The sequence below is a fragment of the Enterobacter cloacae complex sp. IR5458 genome, from assembly GCF_049238025.1.
In the GTDB taxonomy this organism is placed as follows: Bacteria; Pseudomonadota; Gammaproteobacteria; order Enterobacterales; family Enterobacteriaceae; genus Enterobacter; species Enterobacter kobei.
Map to the genome: position 1 here is coordinate 71,292 of NZ_JBMKIF010000008.1, position 14,512 is coordinate 85,803.

General features: G+C 51.6%; 12 protein-coding genes. 8 read left to right on the top strand and 4 right to left on the bottom strand.

Annotated elements, in window-relative coordinates; translation table 11 throughout:
* Positions 1-173 precede the first annotated feature (173 nt).
* From gpmM to ACOTYN_RS08920, 3 genes are read left to right on the top strand one after another with little or no spacing between them, the layout of a single operon-like run.
* On the top strand, positions 174-1,718 hold the full coding sequence (gene gpmM, locus ACOTYN_RS08910) for a 2,3-bisphosphoglycerate-independent phosphoglycerate mutase (RefSeq protein ID WP_032635332.1): 1,545 nt from the start codon (positions 174-176) through the stop codon (positions 1,716-1,718).
* Between the two features lie 33 nt (positions 1,719-1,751).
* Positions 1,752-3,011 carry a murein hydrolase activator EnvC gene (gene envC / locus ACOTYN_RS08915; protein WP_230278613.1) on the top strand — a complete coding sequence of 420 codons (1,260 nt, stop codon included), beginning with the start codon at positions 1,752-1,754 and terminating at the stop codon, positions 3,009-3,011.
* Between the two features lie 3 nt (positions 3,012-3,014).
* Positions 3,015-3,947, top strand: coding sequence for a divergent polysaccharide deacetylase family protein (locus ACOTYN_RS08920; protein ID WP_332957308.1), 933 nt, complete (start codon positions 3,015-3,017; stop codon positions 3,945-3,947).
* On the opposite strand, the gene ACOTYN_RS08925 is transcribed toward ACOTYN_RS08920, so the two are convergent.
* On the bottom strand, positions 3,948-4,748 hold the full coding sequence (locus tag ACOTYN_RS08925) for a glycosyltransferase family 2 protein (protein WP_332957310.1): 801 nt from the start codon (positions 4,746-4,748) through the stop codon (positions 3,948-3,950).
* Between the two features lie 315 nt (positions 4,749-5,063).
* On the opposite strand from ACOTYN_RS08925, the gene ACOTYN_RS08930 reads away from it, so the two are divergent.
* Positions 5,064-6,164, top strand: a complete 1,101-nt coding sequence (locus ACOTYN_RS08930; RefSeq protein WP_071922749.1) for a glycosyltransferase family 9 protein — start codon at positions 5,064-5,066, stop codon at positions 6,162-6,164.
* A gap of 69 nt (positions 6,165-6,233) precedes the next feature.
* Here ACOTYN_RS08930 and ACOTYN_RS08935 read toward each other — a convergent pair whose 3' ends face one another.
* The 3 genes from ACOTYN_RS08935 to kbl form a co-directional block, all read right to left on the bottom strand.
* The gene (locus ACOTYN_RS08935) at positions 6,234-7,814 is read right to left on the bottom strand and encodes a phosphoethanolamine transferase (protein ID WP_071922727.1); all 1,581 of its coding nucleotides are present in this window, start codon (positions 7,812-7,814) and stop codon (positions 6,234-6,236) included.
* Between the two features lie 164 nt (positions 7,815-7,978).
* Positions 7,979-9,004 (bottom strand): L-threonine 3-dehydrogenase, encoded by a 1,026-nt coding sequence (gene tdh, locus ACOTYN_RS08940; protein ID WP_047026793.1) that lies wholly within the window; start codon positions 9,002-9,004, stop codon positions 7,979-7,981.
* 9 nt (positions 9,005-9,013) lie between these two features.
* On the bottom strand, positions 9,014-10,210 hold the full coding sequence (gene kbl / locus ACOTYN_RS08945; protein WP_048996487.1) for a glycine C-acetyltransferase: 1,197 nt from the start codon (positions 10,208-10,210) through the stop codon (positions 9,014-9,016).
* 215 nt (positions 10,211-10,425) lie between these two features.
* On the opposite strand from kbl, the gene rfaD reads away from it, so the two are divergent.
* Genes rfaD through ACOTYN_RS08965 form a run of 4 tightly spaced genes read left to right on the top strand, consistent with a single transcriptional unit; the run spans position 10,426 to position 14,507 of the window.
* A complete protein-coding gene (gene rfaD / locus ACOTYN_RS08950) occupies positions 10,426-11,358 on the top strand; it encodes an ADP-glyceromanno-heptose 6-epimerase (protein WP_014881999.1) in 933 nt (310 codons plus the stop codon).
* A 2-nt stretch (positions 11,359-11,360) separates the two neighbouring features.
* Positions 11,361-12,407, top strand: coding sequence for an ADP-heptose--LPS heptosyltransferase RfaF (rfaF, locus tag ACOTYN_RS08955; RefSeq protein WP_014881998.1), 1,047 nt, complete (start codon positions 11,361-11,363; stop codon positions 12,405-12,407).
* A gap of 3 nt (positions 12,408-12,410) precedes the next feature.
* The gene (gene rfaC / locus ACOTYN_RS08960) at positions 12,411-13,394 is read left to right on the top strand and encodes a lipopolysaccharide heptosyltransferase RfaC (protein WP_023336550.1); all 984 of its coding nucleotides are present in this window, start codon (positions 12,411-12,413) and stop codon (positions 13,392-13,394) included.
* Positions 13,395-13,397: 3 nt separating this feature from the next.
* Positions 13,398-14,507 carry a glycosyltransferase family 9 protein gene (locus ACOTYN_RS08965; RefSeq protein ID WP_023331727.1) on the top strand — a complete coding sequence of 370 codons (1,110 nt, stop codon included), beginning with the start codon at positions 13,398-13,400 and terminating at the stop codon, positions 14,505-14,507.
* The last annotated feature ends 5 nt before the right edge of the window (positions 14,508-14,512 follow it).

Here is a 14,512-nt window from a genome sequence, read left to right on the forward strand (position 1 = left end):
GCCAGCGACCCTAACCTAATCCATTTTCTGCGGCATGCCACCTAAAAAAATGCCTCAAAATGGTCCGGTCAGCGCCTTGCCCCTGCGCTTTCTTTGATCTTCTGCGGCTATTTGATCGATTCAGCTGTAGTAAAATTACGCAAATTTTGACTCTTGAGCATGAGGTTGTTGCAATGTCGGTTTCTAAAAAACCTATGGTACTGGTGATTCTGGATGGCTATGGCTACCGTGAAGACAGCCAGGATAACGCTATTTTCAGCGCAAAAACCCCGGTGATGGATGCGCTGTGGGCGAAACGTCCCCATACCCTGATCGATGCATCCGGTCTGGAAGTCGGTCTGCCCGACCGCCAGATGGGCAACTCCGAAGTCGGTCACGTTAACCTGGGCGCGGGCCGTATCGTCTATCAGGACCTGACCCGTCTGGATGTCGAAATCAAAGAACGCACCTTCTTCGCGAACCCGGTTCTTTGCGGCGCGGTAGATAAAGCCGTTGCGGCAGGTAAAGCCGTGCACATCATGGGCTTGCTCTCCGCGGGCGGTGTACACAGCCACGAAGATCACATCATGGCGATGGTTGAACTGGCCGCCGAGCGCGGTGCAGAAAAAATCTATCTGCACGCCTTCCTGGATGGTCGCGATACGCCACCGCGCAGCGCAAAAGGCTCTCTGCAAGCCTTCGAAGAGAAATTTGCCGCACTGGGCAAAGGCCGCGTCGCCTCCATCATTGGTCGTTACTACGCCATGGACCGCGACAACCGCTGGGATCGCGTTGAACAGGCCTATGACCTGATGACCCTGGCAAAAGGTGAATTCCAGTTCCCGACTGCCGTTGAAGCCCTGGAAGCCGCATACGCACGTGATGAAAACGATGAATTCGTGAAAGCGACCGTGATTCGTGCTGAAGGCCAGCCCGATGCCGCCATGGAAGATGGCGATGCGCTGATCTTCATGAACTTCCGCGCTGACCGCGCGCGTGAAATCACCCGTGCTTTCGTCAACAGCGACTTCGACGGTTTTGCCCGTAAGAAAGTGGTAAACCTCGACTTCATCCAGCTGACCGAATACGCGGCAGACATCAAAGCCCCATGCGCGTATCCACCAGCCTCGCTGGCTAATACCTTCGGCGAGTGGATGGCGAAGAATGACAAAACGCAGCTGCGTATTTCCGAAACCGAAAAATATGCGCACGTGACCTTCTTCTTTAACGGCGGCGTGGAAGAGCCGTTCAAAGGTGAAGAGCGCATTCTGATCAACTCACCGAAAGTCGCGACTTACGATCTGCAGCCAGAGATGAGCTCTGCTGAGCTGACTGAAAAACTGGTCGCGGCCATCAAGAGCGGCAAGTACGACACCATCATCTGTAACTACCCGAATGGCGACATGGTCGGTCATACCGGCGTGATGGAAGCCGCCGTGAAAGCGGTTGAAGCACTGGATCACTGCGTTGAGCAGGTTGCAAAAGCGGTTGAGTCCGTAGGCGGTCAGTTGCTGATCACCGCTGACCACGGTAACGCGGAACAGATGCGCGACCCGGCAACGGGCCAGGCGCATACCGCTCACACCAACCTGCCTGTTCCGCTGATTTATGTCGGTGATAAATCACTGAAAGCAGTGGAAGGCGGCAAGCTTTCTGACATCGCGCCAACCATGTTGTCGCTGATGGGTATGCCGATCCCTGAAGAGATGACTGGTAAGCCGCTGTTCATCGTGGAATAATCCCTCCCCATGAGGGGAAAGGCGATTTTTTCAATCACATGGGTCGTGAAGCCGCTTAGGTTATCAGTCAGACCCCTGCTTTGCGCCAGCGCACTCAGCGCTGGCGTATTGCTGTGCGCCGCATCCGCCCACGCGGACGATCGCGACCAATTGAAATCCATTCAGGCGGATATCGCCGCTAAAGAGCGTGCGGTACGCCAGCAACAACAGCAACGCTCCGCCCTGCTCGCCCAGCTTAAGCAGCAGGAAGAAGCTATTTCGGCCGCAGCCCGTAAGCTCCGTGAAACGCAAGATACCCTCGCTCAGTTGAATAAACAGATCGACGAGATGAACGCGTCGATTGCCAAACTGGAGCGCCAGCGTGATGCACAGGAGCGCAATCTTGCCGCACAGCTTGATGCCGCTTTCCGACAGGGTGAACACACCGGTCTTCAGTTGATCCTCAGCGGTGAAGAGAGCCAGCGCGGTCAGCGTCTGCAGGCCTACTTCGGTTATCTGAACCAGGCGCGTCAGGAGACCATTGCGCAGTTGAAACAGACGCGTGAAGAGGTCTCCACCCAAAAAGCTGAGCTGGAAGAGAAGCAGAGTCAGCAGCAGACGTTGCTCTACGAACAAAAAGCGCAGCAGGCGAAACTTGAGCAGGCCCGTAACGAGCGCAAGAAAACCCTTTCCGGTCTTGAGTCCTCCATTCAGCAAGGTCAGAGCCAGCTGAGTGAAATGCGTGCCAACGAATCAAAACTACGTAACAGTATCGCCCGTGCCGAAGCCGCGGCGAAAGCGCGTGCCGAAAAAGAGGCCCGCGAGGCGCAGGCTGTCCGCGACAAGCAGCAGGAAGCCTCCCGCAAAGGTACCACCTACAAGCCAAGCGAAAGCGAACGTTCCCTGATGTCGCGTACCGGCGGTCTGGGTTCCCCACGCGGTCAGGCCTACTGGCCCGTTCGCGGTACGCTTCTGCATCGTTATGGCGAACAGCTGCAGGGTGAGCTACGTTGGAAAGGGATCGTTATCGGTGCGTCTGAAGGTAGTGAAGTAAAAGCCATTGCCGATGGACGAGTGATTCTGGCCGACTGGCTGCAGGGTTACGGTCTTGTGGTAGTGGTTGAGCACGGTAAAGGCGACATGAGTCTTTACGGCTACAATCAGAGCGCACTGGTCAGCGTTGGCACACAGGTGCGCGCAGGCCAACCCATCGCCCTTGTGGGCAGCAGTGGCGGTCAGGGCCGCCCGTCACTCTATTTCGAAATTCGTCGTCAGGGTCAGGCGGTCAATCCACAGCCGTGGTTGGGAAGATAAGTTTTGCTTCAATTTCGTCGAATGGTTCTCTCCGTCGCCAGCGCGCTGGCGCTGGCTACACCGGTATACCCAGGTAAACTCGCGATTGTGATTGATGACTTCGGTTATCGTCCGCACTATGAAAATCAGGTGCTGGCGATGCCGCCAGCCATCTCTGTCGCCGTCCTTCCGAATGCGCCTCACGCCCGAGAGATGGCGACCAAAGCCCACAATAGCGGACATCAGGTCCTTATCCATCTGCCGATGGCACCGCTCAGTAAACAGCCGCTGGAAAAAGATACGCTTCGTCCGGATATGAGCAGCGATGAGATCGAGCGCATCATCCGTGACGCTTACAACAACGTGCCGTATGCCGTTGGCCTGAACAACCATATGGGTAGCGCGATGACCTCCAGCCTGTACGGCATGCTAAAAGTGATGCAGGCGCTGGAACGCTACAACCTCTACTTCCTCGACAGCATGACCATCGGCAACAGCCAGGCGATGCGTGCCGCTCAGGGAACGGGAGTGAAGGTGATCAAGCGCAAGGTGTTCCTGGATGATACTCAGAACGAGGCCGACATTCGCGCGCAGTTCAATCGCGCCGTGCAGCTCGCCCGACGCAATGGTTCAGCCATTGCCATCGGCCACCCGCATCCTTCTACGGTGCGCGTTCTGCAGCAGATGTTGCCGACCTTGCCACCAGATATCACACTGGTACGTCCGAGCGATCTGCTCAATGAGCCGCAGGTCGATACGTCTCGCCCGGGTAGCGCACAACCACCCGCAACGCAGCCGCGTAACCCGTTCCGTGGCGTGAAGAATTGCAAGCTGAAACAACCGCCTGAACCGGTGCATGCAACCCGCTTCTTCGCGGTCATCAGCGAAAGCGTGAGCCAGAGTACGCTGGTGCAATACTTCCAGCACCAGTGGCAGGGATGGGGTAAGAAATTATAACTATTTTATAAGGTGAGAGTCCGTATGCTTCCGGGCAGCGGACTCCTTTACATCCTGATACTGATACCAGGCTTTAAAGTATTTTAAAAAGCTGTACAGGGTGGCATAGACCCCTGTAACCACGCCAACTTTTCCCTGGCGCCATGCTCCACTAAATAAATACCATTTAAAGAAAGCCCCAATAGCACTCACCACACCACGTGCGATTGAAGGCCTGAGCATCTGGTATTTTACGACTCGCGTAGTATAGACATTTAGCTTATTAAACACTTCATGCAGGGAATAGAATGTGTCATGCCTGACATGGCCTGGTATACGCATAACCCGGACCGCACCTACGGCCTTATCATCCACTGGTCGATTGTTAAATCTGACATTCTGACGGTTGAACAATCTTAATGGAAAATCTGGAGAAGAAATCGGATAGATGGTTCGCGTTCGTTCACCTAAGACATACCAGTAGCGTGACAGACTCCATCCGCAATCGGCGGATGGCTCATCTCCAGACTTTAACGCCAGGATATAGTGAATCGTGTCTTCATCAAGTATTTCGTCGCTGTCCATACACAACACCCAGTCGTTAGATGAGCGGGAAATGGCAATATTCATCTGTTCACCGTGCATTGCATACGGATGGAATATTGGCGTAATGCCATATTCCTGAAGAGTAACTAACGTCTCATCTGAACTACCAGAATCTACAGCAATAAACTCATCTGCAATACTCATTAACGGGGCTAAAACTTTATGTAACAAGCGAGCAGAGTTGTATGTCAAAAGACATACGGTTAGTTTAAACATGTGGTCTCCTGAACTCAGCGAAGTCACTCATGACAAGATAGTGCCAGGTATCAGTATTGTCACCTCCGAATCTGTACCTCGTTTATTATTTTTTATGAAAATGCTGGCATAGCCATTTTGATCAATAAAGAAGCTCTATACCACGTTAGTCATCCAGAAGAAACGACGAAACTCACAAAGCGACATAAATCCTTAACCCTATGTTAATCAAGATAAAAAACTCACCCCGACATGCTATTCCTTCAGTCATTCCTTTTCGTTGGCGTTAAGATTATACTACCCACAGAAAAATGCTTAATCTGGTTTGGCGTGGTTATGAAAAAAATAATTGGTTATCTAAAGGAAATTAACAGGCAGCGAAACTATAAAACTAAAGAGTTAAAAAGACGGTTAACGTTGCTTTCATTATCGCGACAGTTACACGATAAGCGACAAGAAAAAATTGATGTTTCCAGCGTTAAGAGAATTCTTTTCCCTTTCGTTGATCTCGGAATTGGCGATGCGGTATGTCACACAGGAACATGGCGTAACCTGAAAGATGCAGGGTATCAGCTTCAAGTCATTGTTGAAGAGAGAAATCGCGATCTCTTTGAGAAGATGACAGACATTGATGAAGTTTATGTTGTTGATATCAATAATATCAGTGCAATGAAAGATATTGAGACAGACCTGGTCATAAGCCATTATTCATGGATGAAAAGGAAGGAATTATTTAACATCCAAATTTTGGCTAAAATTCATTATAAATATGCGATCGGGTTTGGTGGTTGGCTGGATAAACCTTATAACTTAATGTTACCCGTTAGCCCTGAGTTCCACATCGTCCATCCCCAAAAGAAAATACTTAACGCATTGAACGTTAAGCCAGCATCTCTTAACTACTCCCTACCTCTCCTGCCAGAACATGATGATTTTATTGAAAATTATCTACAACCTCATGCAGGGAAGAAGATCGTTGTGCTTAACCCGTTCGCGAGCGTCGCGGAACGGAGTCTTTCACAACCTCAACTGGAAAAACTGGCTAATGGGATTGTTCAGTGCCCGGATACTCAAGTCTTTATCATTGGTGAGGGTAAAAAGCTGGCAGATCTTGCCTTTGATAATGAGAAAATCACTATTTGTCGCTTTAAATCACTTTGGGATGCCATCACGCTGATCAAAAAAGCTGATTTGGTGGTCTCGGTTGATACAGCCATCGTTCATATAGCCTGTGCGTTCGATAAAAAACTTATTGCCATATATTTTTCAATGCTACTAGATCACAATAAAAACTTTGAGGGCAATACTATTTTCGCGCCTATTGGTAAAAACTCAGAGCAGCTAATTTTTGATAAGCGCCAAAACAAAATTAACATTGATGATATTTCGTCAAAAGTACTGAGTAAACTTGCCTACGATAAGCCTGCTAAGCAATAACAAGGGGGCTCAGCCCCTTTTTATTGCTTTGTATTCTCGTTCTTTGAGTAAATAAAGAACGTGTTCGTGTTAATGTATATTGCTCCAGTAATAGGTCTTGCCTGTTGTATCCAGTACTGAGACATTCTTATCGTAACCGTCAAGCCAGGATGGTAACGACTGGAAAGGTTGCTCCTGACGATGGATCCCCAGCCACAGTTCAGCAAGGGTATTAACATCATCAGCAGACCAGGTAGTATTATACTCTCCGGTGTATTGCTTATCTTTTTTAACCTGATGCCCATACCAGATAAACACAGGGATATGCAGGGCCTCTCGGGGAGGATTCACATTGCCGTGGGAGTAAACTACAGCACGCTGCGGATTACGAATCAAACCATGATCGGAGAAATACATGACAGATGAACGCGAATTGTCCAGCATACTAAACATCTTACCCATCAAAGTATCTGTATATCGTACCGAGTTATCATAACAGTCATCGGCCTCACTACCCCCATGCAACACCGCCTGGTTTGCCGGAAAACGTACACACGATGGTTCATGACTGCCATATAAATGCAAGACGATCACTTTTTTGCCTGGAGCTTTTAGGGCATTCTGCAGCAAAGGCAGCAGATCTTCATCGTAACCTCCGTCGATCCATTCATGTTGTTTCGAATTCATGGCAATCCCGGTGATAACGTTATTATGCGCCCCACCTTTTCCCTGACGGCTAAACCAATAAGTTTCATAACCCGCTTTGTTGGCAATATTTATAACATTATCACTATACTTTCGCGGATCTCGGATATTCACTTTATCAGCGGTCATGGCCAACGGTACGGCCATTATCGTGACCGGCGCTGGTGCTACAGCATTACGAAACAGTAAAAGTTGCGATTTTTGCTTTTCCAGCTCCGGCGTAGTATCTCGTTGATAACCATAAATACCCATATTCACCGCTCGCTCAGACTCACCGATCACCAGCACATAGTTATCAATACCTGTATCCGTAAGCGTGAGTTTGTAATCAGGAATGTTATTACCGATATTAGCAATGACCGCGTTATCTTCGATAGCCTGCATAAAAACTTTTGCCGTACTGACTGGTGTCGCCTGAACCACACGCTGTGCCAGACTTTCGACACTACTTTTCCTGAGCTGATGCTGTAAAGCCTGACCATAGAAAGCCAACAACGTAACGCTAAGGGCAATAGCAGGCCAGCGACGAAAACGCGGTGCAACAGGCCATGTACCCGTATTGGCGGTATAAATAAAAAAAGCAGACAATGTGATAAAGATAATGCATTCGCGCCAGTACAAGTTGAGCATTGAAATTGCTTCATCCGGTGCTGAATGAATTATACTCATTGCAAACCCATAACTAAATGCAGAATCAAAATTTCTCCATGCAAATAACTGGAGAGAAATATCTGCCGCAACTGGAATAAGTAGCACAATCGCCAGCATATTTCTTATAAATTTATTACTTATACACTTCAGCATTAATAACATCAGCAAGAAAAAAAGCGCCCTGTTAATTACTAAATTATATCTGGCATGTAATATATTTACTGCAATAAATATAAAAAGGGATATTGCTAGATTTAAAAAAGAGGTGAAACGTGAAGCTGTATCAACCAACCTCAGCGAAAAGTGTGTGGACATAATATTTTAACGAGCCTGACAGCATCTTCCTGGCGTAATTATCATTAACAGATGACAGGAAAACAAAGAGTGGTATTTAATTGAAATTAAACAAGAAAATTCTGAAAAAATCAAGCTACCAAAAAAAGCACTGGCACCCGTTCATAGGGTGCCAGCAAACGGGTTTAATCCCAGCTCAGGATCACTTTTCCAGACTGACCTGAACGCATCGCGTCAAAGCCTTTCTGGAACTCATCAACTGAGAAGCGGTGAGTAATAATCGGGGACAGATCCAGACCAGACTGAATTAATGCCGCCATCTTGTACCAGGTTTCGAACATTTCACGGCCATAAATGCCTTTGATGAACAGTCCCTTGAAGATGACCTTGTTCCAGTCGATAGACATATCTGATGGCGGAATACCCAGCATCGCGATACGGCCACCGTGATTCATGGTGTCGAGCATGGTGCGGAACGCCGGTGGCGCACCGGACATCTCCAGACCTACGTCAAAGCCTTCGGTCATGCCCAGCTCTTCCATCACGTCGGTCAGACTCTCTTTGGAAACATCCACCGCGCGGGTGACGCCCATTTTACGCGCCAGCGACAGACGGTATTCGTTCACGTCGGTGATCACCACGTTACGCGCACCCACATGCTTCGCCACGGCTGCCGCCATAATGCCAATGGGGCCCGCGCCAGACACCAGCACATCCTCACCCACCAGGTCGAAGGAGAGTGCCGTGTGTACCGCGTTACCGAACGGGTCAAAGATGGAGGCCAGATCGTCAGAGATATTGTCCGGGATTTTGAACGCGTTAAACGCCGGGATCACCAGGTATTCCGCGAAGCAGCCCGGGCGGTTTACGCCCACGCCAATGGTATTACGGCACAGGTGCGTACGCCCGCCGCGGCAGTTGCGGCAGTGGCCGCAGGTGATATGGCCTTCACCGGAGACGCGGTCGCCAATCTGGAAGCCTTTGACTTCCTGACCAATGCCAACCACTTCACCCACATATTCGTGACCGACAACCATCGGGACCGGAATGGTTTTCTGTGACCACTGATCCCAGTTGTAGATGTGAACGTCAGTACCGCAGATGGCGGTTTTACGAATTTTGATCAGCAGATCGTTATGACCGACTTCCGGCTCCGGCACGTCGGTCATCCAAATCCCTTCTTCCGCTTTCAGTTTGGATAACGCTTTCATCACACGTCCTCAGGCAATTACGCCCAGCTGTTTGCCGATGCGGGTAAAGGCTTCCACCGCACGTTCAATTTGTTCAGGCGAATGCGCCGCAGACATCTGGGTGCGGATACGCGCCTGGCCTTTTGGTACCACCGGGAAGAAGAACCCGGTGACGTAAATCCCTTCTTTCTGCAGTTCACGAGCAAATTGCTGCGCCACGACCGCATCACCCAGCATCACCGGGATAATCGCGTGGTCGGCACCGGCCAGGGTGAAACCTGCGGCGCTCATTTTTTCACGGAACAGACGGGCGTTCGACCACAGGCGATCGCGCAGCTCAGCGCCGGACTCCACCATCTCCAGTACCTTGATGGAGGCGGCAACAATGGCCGGCGCCAGGGAGTTGGAGAACAGATACGGGCGGGAGCGCTGACGCAGCCATTCAACCACCTCTTTACGCGCGGCGGTATAACCACCGGACGCGCCGCCGAGCGCTTTGCCCAACGTACCGGTGATGATATCCACGCGGCCCATCACGTCACAATATTCGTGGGAACCGCGGCCATTTTCGCCCACAAAACCGACCGCGTGAGAGTCATCGACCATGACCAGCGCGTCGTATTTATCCGCCAGGTCACAGACACCTTTCAGGTTAGCGATCACACCGTCCATGGAGAACACGCCGTCGGTGGCGATCAGCACGTGGCGAGCACCCGCTTCACGGGCCTCTTTCAGGCGCGCTTCCAGTTCAACCATGTCGTTGTTAGCGTAGCGGAAACGCTTCGCTTTACACAGGCGTACGCCGTCGATGATGGAGGCGTGGTTCAGGGCGTCGGAGATAATCGCATCTTCTGCGCCAAGCAGGGTCTCAAACAGACCGCCGTTGGCGTCGAAGCAGGAGGAGTAGAGAATCGCGTCTTCCATTCCAAGGAAGCTCGCCAGCTTTTGCTCAAGCTGCTTGTGGCTGTCCTGGGTACCGCAAATAAAGCGTACGGAGGCCATACCGAAACCGTGAGTATCCATGCCGTTTTTCGCTGCGGCAATCAGCTCAGGGTGATTCGCAAGACCTAAGTAGTTGTTCGCACAAAAGTTGATCACGTGGCTGCCGTCGGCAACGGTGATGTCCGCCTGCTGAGCAGACGTGATAATACGCTCTTCCTTGAACAACCCTTCCGCACGTGCGGTGTCGAGGTCGCTGTTTAACTGTTTGTAAAAATCACCACGCATTGCAATTCTCCAGACTCGGCAAATTTCGGGACATATTACCCAAACCTATAGTTCATGACGAGATGACGCAGTATCTCTTGTCGTTTTTGCAGCATAAATCACGTGTACCCCTACCGCATATCGGTGAATGGCTGAAGACAGGGCATTGTGATGATATGATAGAAACATTAGCGTTCGGGATTGTCCCCGGACTCCACACTTCAAAGGTTACCGTTATGATCATCGTTACCGGCGGCGCAGGCTTTATCGGCAGCAATATTGTTAAGGCTCTCAATGACAAAGGCATCACCGACATCCTGGTGGTGGACAACCTGAAAGATGGCACCAAGTTCGTTAACCTGGTGGATCTGAACATCGCTGATTACATGGATAAAGAAGACTTCCTTATCCAGATTATGGCAGGTGAAGAGTTTGGCGAGATTGAAGCCATTTTCCACGAAGGTGCGTGCTCATCCACCACCGAGTGGGACGGCAAGTACATGATGGACAACAACTATCAGTACTCCAAAGAGATCCTCCACTACTGCCTGGAGCGTGAAATTCCGTTCCTGTACGCCTCTTCTGCTGCCACCTACGGCGGGCGTACCTCAGACTTCATCGAATCCCGCGAATACGAGCAACCGCTGAACGTCTACGGTTACTCCAAATTCCTGTTCGACGAATACGTGCGTCAGATTCTGCCAGAAGCGAACTCCCAGATTGTCGGCTTCCGTTACTTCAACGTCTACGGGCCGCGCGAAGGGCACAAAGGCAGCATGGCGAGCGTGGCATTCCACCTGAATACCCAGCTGAATAATGGCGAAAGCCCGAAACTGTTCGAAGGCAGCGACGGCTTTAAGCGCGACTTCGTCTACGTGGGCGATGTGGCTGCAGTTAACCTGTGGTTCTGGGAAAACGGTGTGTCCGGCATCTTCAACCTGGGGACTGGCCGCGCGGAATCCTTCCAGGCGGTGGCAGACGCGACGCTGGCGTACCACAAAAAAGGCAGTATTGAGTACATTCCGTTCCCGGATAAGCTGAAAGGCCGCTACCAGGCGTTCACCCAGGCAGACCTGACTAACCTGCGTAAAGCTGGCTACGACAAGCCGTTCAAGACCGTTGCCGAAGGCGTAACGGAATATATGGCCTGGCTGAACCGCGACGCGTAAGTATGAGAATTCTGGTGATCGGCCCGTCATGGGTGGGCGACATGATGATGTCGCAAAGTCTCTATCGCACGCTCAAGGCGCGCTATCCCCAGGCGATAATCGACGTGATGGCACCCGCGTGGTGCCGTCCGCTGTTATCGCGTATGCCGGAAGTGAACGAGGCGATCCCGATGCCGCTCGGCCACGGTGCGCTGGAAATCGGCGAACGCCGCAAGCTCGGCCATAGCCTGCGCGAGAAGCGCTACGATCGCGCGTATGTCCTGCCGAACTCTTTCAAATCTGCCTTAGTGCCCTTCTTTGCGGGTATTCCGCACCGTACCGGCTGGCGCGGTGAAATGCGCTACGGCCTGCTGAACGACGCGCGGGTGCTGGACAAAGAGGCCTGGCCGCTAATGGTGGAGCGCTACGTGGCGCTGGCCTACGACAAAGGCGTGATGCGCAGTGCGAAAGATCTGCCGCAGCCGCTGCTCTGGCCGCAGCTTCAGGTTAATGACGGCGAGAAATCCCAGACCTGCAACGCGTTTGGCCTTTCGTCTGAACGCCCGATGATTGGCTTCTGCCCTGGTGCGGAGTTCGGTCCGGCAAAACGCTGGCCGCACTATCACTATGCGGAGCTGGCAAAACAGCTGATCGACGAAGGCTATCAGATTGTGCTGTTTGGCTCGGCAAAAGACCACGAAGCAGGCAATGAAATTCTCGCCACGCTCAGCACAGAGCAGCAGGCCTGGTGCCGAAACCTGGCCGGGGAAACGCAGCTCGAACAAGCTGTTATTCTGATCGCCGCCTGTAAAGCCGTGGTGACCAATGATTCCGGCCTGATGCACGTCGCTGCCGCGCTGGACCGCCCGCTGGTCGCGCTGTATGGTCCAAGCAGCCCGGACTTCACGCCGCCGCTGTCGCATAAAGCGCGCGTCATTCGCCTGATTACCGGCTACCACAAGGTGCGCAAAGGTGATGCCGCAGAAGGCTATCACCAGAGCCTGATCGACATCACGCCGCAGCGTGTTCTCGAAGAACTCAACGAACTGCTGTTGAGCGAAGAAGGGTAACCGATGCGGGTATTGATCGTTAAAACCTCCTCTATGGGTGATGTTCTGCATACGCTGCCTGCGCTGACGGACGCGATGCAGGCCATTCCTGGCATCCGTTTTGACTGGGTGGTGGAAGAAGGCTTCGCACAGATCCCTACCTGGCATGAAGCTGTAGACCGCGTGATCCCGGTGGCCATTCGCCGCTGGCGCAAAGCATGGTTCTCCACACCGATTAAAGCCGAGCGCACCGCCTTCCGCGAAGCGGTTCAGGCGCAGCGTTACGACGCGATCATCGACGCGCAGGGGCTGGTGAAAAGCGCCGCGCTGGTGACGCGTCTGGCACACGGCGTAAAGCACGGCATGGACTGGCACTCCGCCCGCGAGCCGCTGGCGAGCCTGTTCTATAACCGTCGCCACCGTATTGCAAAACAACAGCACGCGGTGGAGCGTACCCGTGAACTGTTTGCAAAGAGTCTTGGCTATGTAAAACCGGAATCCCAGGGCGACTACGCCATTGCGCAGCACTTTTTGCGCAATACAGACCCCTGTACTCAGCCTTATCTTGTCTTCCTCCATGCCACAACGCGCGACGATAAACACTGGCCGGAAACGCACTGGCGAAGACTGATTGAACTAATGCAACCTACCGGGATCCATATTAAACTGCCCTGGGGCGCTGAACATGAGCGACAGCGTGCAGAACGTCTGGCCTCCGGTTTTTCGCACGTTGAGGTATTGCCAAGACTCACGCTGGCGCAGGTGGCCGCAGAACTGGCGGGGGCGAATGCCGTCGTTTCCGTGGATACAGGATTAAGCCATTTAACCGCAGCGCTGGATCGCCCGAATATTACGATATTCGGCCCGACCGATCCGGGTCTGATTGGGGGCTACGGTAAAAACCAGCACCAGATGGTCAGCCCAACGCAACACACGAAGGATATTAGCGCAGATGCTATTTTTTCATTTTTACAGGGCAGCCATCGGCTTTCTGACAGGGATATTTAACCCATGAGTTATGTATTTCTGCTGATTTTACTCTTTCCGGTGAAACTCATCCGAAAGCTGTTTCGCAAAGACACAGGTAAAAACCTGGTTATTCAGACAGCAAAAATCGGCGATTTTGTTAATGCAACGCCCCTTCTGGCATACCTGCAAAAAAGCGACGTACTTATTAGTCGCAGCGTAGGTGCACTGGCGAAGCATGATGAGACGATCGACGAGATTTTTTTCATCGAACAGCATAAGCGTAACCTGTGGCGAAAGCTCTGCTTTGCCTGCCGGATCATGAACCGCTATGACAATGTGTATCTTCTGCAGCCTAACAGCGTAAATCTTTTTTTTGCCTCCGTTTGTAACGCCAAAAACAAACAGTTCTTAAGCACATACACACGCAGGTGGTATCACGGAATTTTCTATGCAACGGCAGACGGTACCGTTGAACACGGCAAAAAGACATTGTCGGTGACGAACTATCTCAAGCTTGCCGACCGCACGCTGACCTGGAAAGACTCACCAAAGCACGCCACCAGACCACTTTTTAAACCCGCGACATATCCGGCAATCCTTGATAAACCCGGCGTGATCCGCATTGGCATCAGTATTGCCGCAGGAAATAAAGCGAAAACCGTCCCGCCGGGCATCTGGAAGCGGATTGCCGATCATCTCGCCGACCTGCCCTGCGAGTTTTATGTGTTTGGCGCCCCGAACGAACAATCGTGGATGGATGATATCACCCGCGCGTATGGCGAATTGCCCAATTTCATCAATTTGATTGGCAAAATTTCGCTTGAAGAACTCCCGTGGGCCATTTCAAAAATGGATTGTTATATCGCGTCCGACTCAGGAAATGTCTACGTTGCCGACGCGGTGGACGTGCCGGTAATCTTACTGTTTGGACCCTGTTGCCACTATGAACAGCGTCCGCTTGGCAACGTACTGTTGGTTGGGAATGATGACAATATTTGCTCGTATGTTTTTGAGACTCGCTATTACTTCTCACAAAGTCGGGAAGAACTCTTCTCTGTAACAGATGAATCGCTGGACAACATTAGACATTTCATTTGCGCGTTACCAACGGCTAACGCGGCCGCATATACCGTTGATGCCCAGGGAAACTAATTGTT

Excerpts from the sequence above, each read along its gene's own strand:
- gpmM (WP_032635332.1), top strand. The coding sequence starts at position 174 with ATGTCGGTTTCTAAAAAACCTATGGTACTGGTGATTCTGGATGGCTAT.
- ACOTYN_RS08925 (WP_332957310.1), bottom strand. The coding sequence starts at position 4,748 with ATGTTTAAACTAACCGTATGTCTTTTGACATACAACTCTGCTCGCTTG.
- ACOTYN_RS08930 (WP_071922749.1), top strand. The coding sequence starts at position 5,064 with ATGAAAAAAATAATTGGTTATCTAAAGGAAATTAACAGGCAGCGAAAC.
- ACOTYN_RS08935 (WP_071922727.1), bottom strand. The coding sequence starts at position 7,814 with ATGTCCACACACTTTTCGCTGAGGTTGGTTGATACAGCTTCACGTTTC.
- tdh (WP_047026793.1), bottom strand. The coding sequence starts at position 9,004 with ATGAAAGCGTTATCCAAACTGAAAGCGGAAGAAGGGATTTGGATGACC.
- kbl (WP_048996487.1), bottom strand. The coding sequence starts at position 10,210 with ATGCGTGGTGATTTTTACAAACAGTTAAACAGCGACCTCGACACCGCA.
- rfaD (WP_014881999.1), top strand. The coding sequence starts at position 10,426 with ATGATCATCGTTACCGGCGGCGCAGGCTTTATCGGCAGCAATATTGTT.
- rfaF (WP_014881998.1), top strand. The coding sequence starts at position 11,361 with ATGAGAATTCTGGTGATCGGCCCGTCATGGGTGGGCGACATGATGATG.
- rfaC (WP_023336550.1), top strand. The coding sequence starts at position 12,411 with ATGCGGGTATTGATCGTTAAAACCTCCTCTATGGGTGATGTTCTGCAT.
- ACOTYN_RS08965 (WP_023331727.1), top strand. The coding sequence starts at position 13,398 with ATGAGTTATGTATTTCTGCTGATTTTACTCTTTCCGGTGAAACTCATC.